5 protein-coding genes are annotated in these 8,124 nt (G+C 64.3%); 4 read left to right on the top strand and 1 reads right to left on the bottom strand.

What is annotated here, in order from left to right; genetic code table 11:
- The first annotated feature begins 301 nt into the window (after positions 1 to 301).
- Positions 302 to 679 carry a hypothetical protein gene (locus HK22_RS15030; RefSeq protein ID WP_158093573.1) on the top strand — a complete coding sequence of 126 codons (378 nt, stop codon included), beginning with the start codon at positions 302 to 304 and terminating at the stop codon, positions 677 to 679.
- Positions 676 to 1,647, top strand: coding sequence for a phosphoadenosine phosphosulfate reductase family protein (locus HK22_RS14200; protein WP_198945560.1), 972 nt, complete (start codon positions 676 to 678; stop codon positions 1,645 to 1,647). Before HK22_RS15030 ends, HK22_RS14200 begins: the two co-directional genes overlap by 4 nt.
- 2 nt (positions 1,648 to 1,649) lie before the next feature.
- Here the strand turns inward: HK22_RS14200 and HK22_RS14195 are convergent, their stop codons facing one another.
- Positions 1,650 to 2,162, bottom strand: a complete 513-nt coding sequence (locus HK22_RS14195; RefSeq protein ID WP_086649757.1) for a MucR family transcriptional regulator — start codon at positions 2,160 to 2,162, stop codon at positions 1,650 to 1,652.
- A 368-nt stretch (positions 2,163 to 2,530) separates the two neighbouring features.
- Between HK22_RS14195 and HK22_RS14190 the strand changes: the two genes are divergently transcribed.
- Both HK22_RS14190 and HK22_RS14185 read left to right on the top strand, forming a co-directional pair.
- On the top strand, positions 2,531 to 2,785 hold the full coding sequence (locus HK22_RS14190; RefSeq protein ID WP_228119057.1) for a hypothetical protein: 255 nt from the start codon (positions 2,531 to 2,533) through the stop codon (positions 2,783 to 2,785).
- A 112-nt stretch (positions 2,786 to 2,897) separates the two neighbouring features.
- A complete protein-coding gene (locus HK22_RS14185) occupies positions 2,898 to 8,039 on the top strand; it encodes a DEAD/DEAH box helicase family protein (RefSeq protein ID WP_086649755.1) in 5,142 nt (1,713 codons plus the stop codon).
- Positions 8,040 to 8,124: the final 85 nt, after the last annotated feature.

The following is an 8,124-nucleotide window of genomic DNA, read 5'->3' as shown; positions in this document are numbered from 1 at the left end:
CGGCTCGCGCCGTTGGGCCTGTGGCCTGCGAGTGCCCCTGCGCTGTAATGACGCCGTTACGTCATTACAGCCGTGCCGCGTTACTCAAGGAGATGAAGAAAGAAGGAGGATAAAAGAAGGAGCCGCTGCCTGTCAGCCGCCCGTGCTGCAACAGGTGGGTCGCCGCCCGTCCTCCCCATGCTCGCCGGCTGCGCGTGGGTGCGGGTGACGCCGATCCTGCCGCTGCGCGGCACTGTTGCACCCCGGTCGCCCGACACGCCGTCGCAAGGATGTTTGAAGAACCAGAGATGGATCGAGCATCATGCAACGCTACCAGTTCCCCTATGTTCCCACCCCCCGTGGCCGGCCTCCGATGCGCTGGACGGATACCCAGGAGCCCACAACCTGCCGCCGCTGCAACACGCACTGGGAAGACGGTGATCCGGCGCTGACGATTGCCTGCACGGGCTGCGACGCTCCTGCGGATGAGCCGTGCCGCCGCAGCTCTGGTGGCAATGAGCGTGTGTGCGCCTGTCGCGATGAAGCGGCCGTCCAGATGGGGCTGCTGACGCGTTGTGAGGGACTGACCTGGGACGGTCGCCACGAAAAGCCGCTGCTGCTGCGGGAACGCCCGATCGCCCAGGCTCTGATGTGCCGCTCTGTGCGGACAGGCGCCCCGGTCAGTCGGTGGGCATCATGAGCCCTGATCTCGCGTCCTATGACAGAATCATCGTCGCCGTGTCCGGAGGCAAGGACGGCACAGCCTGTTTGCTTGCGCTGCTGGAAGCCGGTGCTCCGGTCGAGCGCATCGAACTCTGGCATCACGAGGTGGATGGGGTAGGGCGGTCCTTCATGGACTGGCCCTCCACAGGCCCGTATGTCGCTGCCCTCGCACGCGACTTCAACCTGCCGCTCTATCGCTCCTGGCGCGAGGGGGGCTTCGAGCGCGAAATGCTGCGGGACACTACGCCCACAGCTCCGATTGTTTTTGAAACGCCTGACGGGGTCGTCAGAACAGGAGGGCAGGGGCCAGAGGGGACACGCCTGCGTTTTCCCCAGGTCTCAGCCAGCCTGTCTGTGCGCTGGTGTTCGGCGAGCCTCAAGGTTGATGTGGCCGATCGCGCCTTGCGGGGACAGGACCGGTTCCTGAACCGACGTACCCTGATGGTCACAGGCGAACGCGCCGAAGAGAGCCCCGCACGGGCCCGCTATGCCGCCTTTGAGCCCCATCGGACTGACACGAGGAACGGGACACGGCGGCGTCGTCATGTTGATCACTTCCGCCCTGTGCATGCCTGGTCCGAGGCCAAAGTCTGGGACATTCTCAGGCGTTGGCGCGTCATGCCCGCCTATCCCTATCAGGTCGGGTTTTCGCGCCTGTCCTGCGCGTTCTGTATCTTTGGCAATGCAGACCAGTTCGCCACCCTGAAATGGATGGATGCGAACCGGTTTGCGAGGCTGGTGAACTATGAAAAGGACTTCGGCTGCACGATCAAACGTGACCGAGGGCTTGATCAACTTGCGTCCGAGGGCGCGCTCTATCACGCGGCCAGGTCACGCCCTGATCTCGTGGCAGCCTGCCTGTCAGCCCAATCGATCCCGTCGGTTCTGACGGAGAACTGGATCCTCCCGGCCGGAGCCTTCGGCACCGGGGGAGGGCCGGTCTAGTTTCAGGCGCGGGCCGGACGGCCGCGACGTTTCTCGGGAAGCTTCTTTACCGGAGGAAGGGTGTCTTCCTCCGGGGAGGGCTCCTGCGGCGCAGAGGCACGGGTCGTGGAGCCCAGGCCAATCTCGCGGGCGAGGGACGAGCGCTTCTCAGAGTAGCTGGGTGCGACCATCGGATACTCGCGCGGCAGGCCCCACCGGGCCCGGTACTCTTCCGGCGTCATATTGTAGGCCGTCTTGAGATGACGGCGGAGCATCTTCAGCTTTTTCCCGTCTTCCAGGCAGATGATGTAGTCCGGAAACACGGAGCGCTTCGGGCTCACGGCGGGGGTCGGGGCGTCTTCCGCGACAGGCTCCGGCGTGGTCGGGGTCGCGAGGGCGTCATGCACACTGCGGATCAGCGCGGGCAGGTGCTCTGCCGACAGGTCGTTCTGTGACAGATAAGCGGCCACGATATCAACCGTCAGAGGCAGAAGATCGGCATGAGGGTGTGTCGGGGTTTCGATCAGGTCGGTCATAAAATTCCCTCAAGGTTCTGGACGAGCCCTGTACATGGCCTGCACAGGTTATGACTTCAAGTCGATATGTCTATTACTGCACCCGACGCTGATAGTTTCCTGACCCGCTCTGAAAACGAAATCGTGTTGTCTTGACCGCTCCAGCACAGGTCACAACAGACGAAGGCGAGAACGGAAAAAGAGAAAAGAAAAAAGGAAGGAGGGGAGGCACCACGGGATCGCCCTGTGCCGCAAGGGGTGGGTCCGTCCGTGTCCTCGCTGGCGCTGCGGGCCGGGCGGTCCCGACGCTGACGCGTCGCCCTTGCCGCCCAGAACGACGCCGCGCTCGCCGGAAAGGGTCAGAAAGGAGACAGAAGACGATGCCCGTCATGGCCCTCACACGCCCAACCCCCACACAGAGTTTCAGCCTGGTTCAGGCCCACCGCGAGGGCTGGACCATTCTCGAAGGCTGCGGCCCCGAGCACGCCGACACCCAGCTGCGCGGCGTGACCTGCTCGGACCAGAATGCCTGGTGGCAGGTCGCACGTCAGGCCCGACAGGGATCGTCGTATCACCGAGAGGCCCTGTCGCGTCTGTCGTCCAGTGAGCGTGAGCAGATCTCCCTGCGCTTCGGCCCGCTGTGACCTGATCCGCAAGGCCTGAGCGCCTTTCGCCCAAACCCATCCTGTTTGTTTTCCGGCCCCCCGGTCTGCCTCGTGCAGCACCGGGCGCTGCCGCTTGTCCGGAGTTCCGCCCATGAGCAAGACCCAGCTCAGCTTTTTCGATACCTCAGCCCTTGGAGGCGGCAGCAATACCCTGTTCTGGGGCGACCTGCCCGGAGACCGTGCGCTCGACGAGGCTGCGTCCCTCGCAAAAGAAGCCGCTGCCGCTCCTGTGGTGGCCCCGAAGATCGACTTTCGCCTGTGCGGCACACGCGATCTGGCCCAGGGCTGGAAAGCGCGGGCGCGGGACAATCTCGCTGCCATCCGTCTCCTGACCGAACTGGAAACGGACGGCCGCAATGCAACGCCCTCCGAACAGGCTTTGCTGGCGAAGTTTACGGGATTTGGAGCCGGGGAGCTGGCCAACAGCCTATTCCCTCGTCCTGGCGAAGCCTTCCGTCAGGGCTGGGAGGAAATCGGCGTGCAGCTTGAAACGCTGACCAGTCAGCAGGAGCGGGCCGGACTAGCACGGGCCACGCAGTACGCCCATTACACGCCGGAACTGATCGTACATGCGCTTTGGGATCTGGTCGCGCAGATGGGCTTCCGCGGCGGACGCGCGTTGGAGCCGGGCTGTGGCACGGGTCTGTTCATGGGCGCGATCCCGGAGAAACTGGCCCCCAAGACAGCCTGGACGGCGATCGAGAACGACCCTCTGACGGCCCGCATCGCCCGCAAGCTGTTTCCGAACCAGTGGGTGCGGTCTGAGGACTTCACGACGGCGAAGATTGCCGAGCAGTTCGACCTCACGATCGGCAACCCGCCGTTCAGCAACCGCACGGTGCGCGGCACGGACGCGCTGGGACGCCTTGGCCTGTCCCTGCATGACTACTTCATCGCACGCTCCGTCTCCCGCCTGCGTCCTGGAGCGATGGGTCTGTTTGTGACGTCACGCTGGACGATGGACAAGCGCGACGCCACAGCACGCCGGTACCTGTTCGAAACGGCGGATCTGGTCGGGGCGGTCCGCTTGCCGGCTGGCGCGATGCGCGATGATGCCGGGACCGATGTGGTGGTCGACGTGCTGGTCCTGCGCCGTCGCGAGATTGGAGACAGCCCGGGCGGGACCGTCTGGCTGGAGGTTGCGGATCTACCCGACACGGATGAGGGGGAGGGACCGCTCAGCATCAACCGCTATTTCGTAGAGAACGGTCAGCAGGTGCTGGGTCGGCACGGCTGGACGAGCGGACAGTTCGGGCCGGAATACACCTGCGCGCCGAACCCGATGCTGATGCTCGACGATGCCCTGCCGAGCGCGCTTTTCCGCTTGGCCAGGCTGGCCCGGTTCCCGGTGCCGCAGACGCTCGACGTCGAGGCGCTGCGCGAAAGCCGCCGTGCGGATGTCGGCACGGCAGGGGAGGGGGCGAGCCTCAAGGAAGGCAGCTACCTGATCGAGAAGGGCGCGCTGCACCAGATCATCGACGGCCAGTCGGTGCCGGTGAAGGTCAAGAAAGGCGAGCAGAAGGACGGCATCTTCCAGAAGCACGCGCGCATCATCGAAGGCCTGATCCCCGTCCGCGATGCCGCCCGTGCGGTCCTGCGCGCCCAGGTGGAGAACCTGCCTTACAGTGCACTCCAGGCGGACCTCAGGCGCGCCTACCAGACGTTCGTGCGCCAGTTCGGCCCGATCAACCTGACGATCACCAGCACGCGTGTTGATCCCAAAACCGGGGACGAGAGCACGACGCAGCGGCGTCCAAACCTCCAGCCCTTCTACGACGATCCGGACGTCTGGCTGGTCAGCTCGATCGAGGAGTATGACGAGGACCGGCGGGTCGGCACACAGGGGCCGCTGTTCTCCGAGCGTGTGATCCAGGCGACGCTGGAGCCGGAGGTGCACAGCGCCCATGACGCGCTCGCGGTCTGCCTGCACGAGACGGGTGTGGTGGAGATCCCGCGCATTGCCGAACTGCTGGGACGGTCCGAGGACGAGGTCATCGCCGAGCTGGGCAGTGCCATCTATCTCGATGCCGGACGCAGCCAGCCCGGGCGCGATGTCTGGGTGCCAGCCGACGAGGCGCTGTCAGGCGCGGTGCGCACAAAACTGGCGGAGGCCCGCAAGGCGGCCGAGACTGACCCCCGCTTTGCCCGGTCCGTGGCTGCGCTGGAAGAGGCCCAGCCCGAGGATCTGCGGCCGAGCGACATTACAGCCCGTTTGGGGGCACCGTGGATCCCGACCGCCGACATCGAGGGCTTCATCGCCGAAGTCATCGGGGTCGACGCTGGCGTGTGGCACACAAAGGAGGTGGCGTCCTGGACCCTGGACAAGGGACCATTCCGGGGCAAGGCGGAGGCGACGTCCGTCTGGGGCACCGAACGGCGTCCCGCAGGGGAACTGATCGAGGATGCGCTCAATCAGGCCATCCCGCAGATCTGGGACACCTGGCGCGACGAGAACGGCGAGCACCGGACCCTGAATGCGCAGGAGACCGAGGCCGCCAAGGAAAAGCTCGCCGCCATCAAGACAGCCTTCCAGACCTGGGTGTGGCAGGAGCCGGAGCGCGCCGAGCGTCTGGTGCGGCTGTATAACGACACCTACAACAACCTCGTCCCCCGCGCATTCGACGGCGCGCATCTGCAGTTGCCCGGGGCCAGCACCACGATCCAGCTGCGCGCCCACCAGAAACGGGTGGTCTGGCGCATCATCGCCACGGGAAACACTTACATGGCCCACGCCGTGGGATCGGGAAAAACCTTCTCGATGTGCGCGGCGATCATGGAGCAGCGCCGTCTTGGCCTGATCTCGAAGGCTATGGTTGTGGTGCCGGGACATTGTCTGGCGCAGATGGCCCGCGAGTTCCTGATGCTCTACCCGACCGCGAAAATCCTGGTCGCGGATGAGACGAACTTCGTGAAGGCCAAACGCCAGCGCTTCCTCGCACGTGCGGCCACGGGACAGTGGGATGCGATCATCATCACGCATGACGCCTTCAAGTTCATCCCGGTCGAAACCGCGTTTGAGCAGGCGATGATCGAGGCGCAGATCGCGTCTTACGAGAGCCTGCTGTGCGAGATCGACGCCGACGACCGCATCTCGCGCAAACGCATCGAGCGCATGAAGGAGGGGATGAAAGCGAAGCTGGACGGGCTGGCCAGCCGCAAGGACGATCTGGTGCATCTTGGCGAGATCGGGATCGACCAGATCCTTGTGGATGAGGCGCAGCAGTTCCGGAAACTGAGCTTCGGCACGAACCAGTCCAGCCTCAAGGGCGTCGATCCGAACGGCAGCGGGCGGGCCTGGGACCTGTACGTCAAGGCCCGCTATCTCAGTCGCATCAATCCCGGTCGCGAGCTTGTTATGGCCTCGGGTTCGCCGATTACGAACACTCTGGGCGAGATGTATAATGTGCAGCGCTTCCAGCAGATCGACGCCCTGATCGAGCGCGGTCTGCACGAGTTCGACGCGTGGGCCGCCAATTTCGGGGAGACCCGCACCGAACTCGAGCTTCAGCCGAGCGGGCTGTACAAGCCTGTGACGCGGTTTGCGGAGTTCGTGAACGTGGCCGACCTGATGGCCATGTACCGGCATTTCGCGGACGTGGTGCAGCAGGACGATCTGCGTCAGTACGTGAAACTTCCCGAGATCGCTACGGGCAGTCGCCAGATCATCGTCGCTGATAGCGGACCGGCCTTCCGCGATTACCAGAAGGACCTGGAAGCGCGGATCAAGGTGATCGAGGAGCGTAAGGGCAAGCCGCAGAAGGGTGAGGATATCATCCTGTCCGTGATCAACGATGCGCGTCACGCGGCGATTGATCTGCGCTTTGTCCGATCCTGGGAAGACAACGACACCAGCAACAAGCTGAACGTCATGATCGCGAAGGTCTTCGACATCTGGAAGGCGACGCGCGACAATCGTTACACCGATCCCGATACCGGCAAGCCGTATGACCTGCCCGGGGCCGTGCAGATGATCTTCTCGGATCTGGGCACGGAAGCCGCGCTGGAGAAACGGGGCTTTTCGGCCTATCTGTGGATCCGCGACGAGCTGATGCGGATGGGCGTGCCGCGCGACGAGATCGCGTTCATGCAGCACTACAAAAAGAGTGCGGCCAAGCAGGGACTGTTTCGGGATCTCAATTCCGGGCGCAAACGCATCCTGATCGGCTCGAGTGCGACAATGGGCACGGGCGTCAACGCACAGCAGCGTCTGATTGCCCTGCACCATCTCGATGTGCCCTGGCTGGTGGCCGATATCATCCAGCGTGAGGGACGGATCGAACGCCAGGGCAACCAGAACCCTGTGATCCAGATTTACGCCTATGCCCTGAAAGGCTCAGTGGATGCCACAAACTGGCAGCTTCTGGAGCGCAAGCAGCGTTTCCTGTGTCTGGCCATGTCCGGAGACCGGTCAATCCGCCGTCTGGAGGATATCGGCGAGAGTGCGAACCAGTTTGCCATGGCGAAGGCACTCGCTTCGGGCGACGAGCGCCTGATGAAGAAGGCAGGACTGGAAGCAGAGCTGGCCCGACTGCGTCGTCTCAAGGCCGCCCATTACGACGACCAGTTCAACGTGCGTCGTGCGATCGAGCGGGCCGAGCGCGATCAGAGGACTGCGGAGACGTTTATCCCGAAGATCCGGGCAGATATCGCGAAACGCCAGTCGACACGAGGCGAAGCGTTCCAGCTTGTGCGCAAGTCGGATGTGATGACCGAACGTCAGGATGCCGGCAAGTGGCTGATGGGTCAGGCGCGCACGGCCAAACGCGCAGAAACGAAGGGCCGGTGGACACTCGGCGAGATCGGCGGCTTCGAGCTGGTGTGCGAGACCTGGAGTTCGACCTTCATGGACCAGACCGAATGGGAGGCGACCATCGCAATCGTGGCCGAGGACCGGATGATCGGGATCGACTTTGATCACGACACGGCCCCGCTTGGCTTTATCGCCCGTATCGAGAACACGCTGCTGCGCTTCGACAGCGAGCTTGCGGATGCGCAGCGGCTGCTTGCCGAGACGGAGCGCAAGCTGCCCGGCTACCGTGCCCGCGACGGGATGCCGTTCCGCGAGGCTGCACTTCTGGAGGAGAAGGAAGAAGAAATGGCGTCTCTGGAGGCGGATCTGGCCGAGGATACAGCGCGTCGGGAGGCGGAGGCCGCCGAAGCGCTGGCCGCGATGGAAAGCCTGAGCGTCAACGACGATGGGGGAGAAGGAGAGGAAGAAGAAGCGGCAGCATAAGGAGAGGGGGAAGGGGCGGGCATGGCCCGCCCGGTGCGGCAAGGCTCAGGCCGGGCGCGCTGACGCGCGGCCTTGCCGCACCGGG

This window comes from Gluconobacter sp. DsW_056, from assembly GCF_002153595.1.
GTDB lineage: Bacteria > Pseudomonadota > Alphaproteobacteria > Acetobacterales > Acetobacteraceae > Gluconobacter > Gluconobacter albidus.
The sequence above is the reverse complement of the archived record's forward strand: the minus strand, read 5'-3'. Positions and strand labels throughout refer to the sequence as shown.

Coding starts and splice junctions, on each gene's coding strand:
- HK22_RS15030 (WP_158093573.1), top strand. CDS start 302: ATGCAACGCTACCAGTTCCCCTATGTTCCCACCCCCCGTGGCCGGCCT.
- HK22_RS14200 (WP_198945560.1), top strand. CDS start 676: ATGAGCCCTGATCTCGCGTCCTATGACAGAATCATCGTCGCCGTGTCC.
- HK22_RS14195 (WP_086649757.1), bottom strand. CDS start 2,162: ATGACCGACCTGATCGAAACCCCGACACACCCTCATGCCGATCTTCTG.
- HK22_RS14190 (WP_228119057.1), top strand. CDS start 2,531: ATGGCCCTCACACGCCCAACCCCCACACAGAGTTTCAGCCTGGTTCAG.
- HK22_RS14185 (WP_086649755.1), top strand. CDS start 2,898: ATGAGCAAGACCCAGCTCAGCTTTTTCGATACCTCAGCCCTTGGAGGC.